The 2,018-nt window shown below is 52.8% G+C and carries 1 protein-coding gene; it reads right to left on the reverse strand.

Annotation, left to right across the window (positions count from 1 at the left end; translation table 11 throughout):
* On the reverse strand, positions 1–2,018 hold a 2,018-nt coding region (locus tag R7E42_RS23720; RefSeq protein WP_318073049.1), incomplete at both ends, for a tandem-95 repeat protein.

Genomic DNA, 2,018 nt, shown 5'->3' on the forward strand with positions numbered 1-2,018 from the left:
AAGGCTTGGTCTGCAATGCTGCTTTCAACCACAGGCGCGTCGTTCACCGCATTCACGGTGACGTTGACCGTCGCTTGATCAGTCAGCGCACCATCGGTGATGGTGTAAGTGATTTCAGCGTCACCATGGAAGTTCTCAGCCGGTGTGAACACCAGTTTGCCATCAACAATCTCAACTGTACCTTGGTTACTCGACACAGACGCTGATTGGATAGACAGCGTATCGCCATCAATATCGGTGTCGTTTGGTAGGACATCAATCGTCACTGGCGTGTCTTCGTCAGTAACAGCTGTATCATCTTTTGCCACTGGCGCATCGTTGACTGGTGTGACATCGACGTTCACCGTGGTGGACTCCGATACCCCACCCGACGTAACGATGTAGGTGAAGCTGTCTGTACCGTGGTAGTTGTCGTTCGGCGTGTAAGTGACGCTGCCGTCCGGGTTGACCGAGACCGTGCCGTTCGCTGGACCGTTATTGCTATCCAGCGACACCACTTTATCGTCGCCTTCGAACGTGTCGTTACCTAAAACCTTGATGATGGTCGGCGTGTCTTCCACAACCGTCGCGTTGTCTGCCACGATGTCCGCCACAGGCGCTACCGTGAAGTTCACCGTTTGGCTAACGCTTTCGCCGCTTGGATCGGTGGCCGTAAAGGTCAGCGCTTCTGAGCCGTTCCAGTCTGCGGTTGGAGTGAACGTAGCAATACCATTGACGATTGCCACTTGAATGTTGCTATTACCAGAGACGCTAAACGTTAACTCGCCATCCACGTTATCCACATCACTGAAGGCAGTATTTAGATCGATGCTGTATGGCGTAAAGTCTTCTGCCAAGGTTTGGTCTGCGAGGTTGCTTTCAACCACAGGCGTGTCGTTCACCGCATTCACGGTGACGTTGACCGTCGCTTGGTCAGTCAGCGAACCATCGGTAACGGTGTAAGTGATTTCAGCGTCACCATGGAAGTTCTCGGCTGGCGTGAAGACCAATTTACCATCAACAATCTCAACTGTGCCTTGCGCTTCAGGTACGGACGCCGATTGGATAGACAGCGTATCGCCATCAATGTCAGTATCGTTTGGCAGAACATCAATCGTCACTGGCGTGTCTTCGTCAGTAACAGCGGTATCATCGTTTGCCACTGGCGCGTCATTGACTGGCGTCACATCGACGTTCACCGTGGTGGACTCTGATACCCCACTGGACGTGACGATGTAGGTGAAGCTGTCTGTACCGTGGTAGTTGTCGTTTGGCGTGTAGGTTACGCTACCATCCGGGTTGACCGAGACCGTGCCGTTGGCTGGGCCGTTATTGGTATCCAGCGACACCACTTTGTCGTCGCCTTCGAACGTGTCGTTATCTAAGACCTTGATGATGGTTGGCGTGTCTTCCACCACCGTCGCGTTGTCTGCCACGATGTCCGCCACAGGCGCTACTGTGAAGTTCACCGTTTGGCTAACGCTTTCACCGCTTGGATCGGTCGCCGTAAAGGTCAGCGCTTCTGAGCCGTTCCAGTCTGCGGTTGGAGTGAACGTAGCAATACCATTGACGATTGCCACTTGAATGTTGCTATTACCAGAGACGCTAAACGTTAACTCGCCATCCACGTTATCCACATCACTGAAGGCAGTATTTAGATCGATGCTGTATGGCGTAAAGTCTTCTGCCAAGGTTTGGTCTGCAATGCTGCTCTCAACCACTGGCGTGTCGTTTACGGCATTTACGGTGACGTTGACCGTCGCTTGGTCAGTCAGCGAACCATCGGTAACGGTGTAAGTGATTTCGGCGTCACCATGGAAGTTCTCAGCCGGTGTGAACACCAACTTGCCGTCAACAATTTCAACTGTCCCTTGGTCACTCGGCACAGACGCCGATTGGATAGACAGCGTATCGCCATCGATATCAGTATCGTTTGGCAAGACATCAATCGTCACTGGCGTGTCTTCGTCAGTAACGGCATTGTCATTGGTCGCCACTGGCGCATCATTCACTGGTGTGACATCGACGTTCACCGTGGT

It is taken from the genome of Vibrio sp. Vb1337 (assembly GCF_033338715.1).
GTDB classification, from domain to species: Bacteria; Pseudomonadota; Gammaproteobacteria; order Enterobacterales; family Vibrionaceae; genus Vibrio; species Vibrio alginolyticus.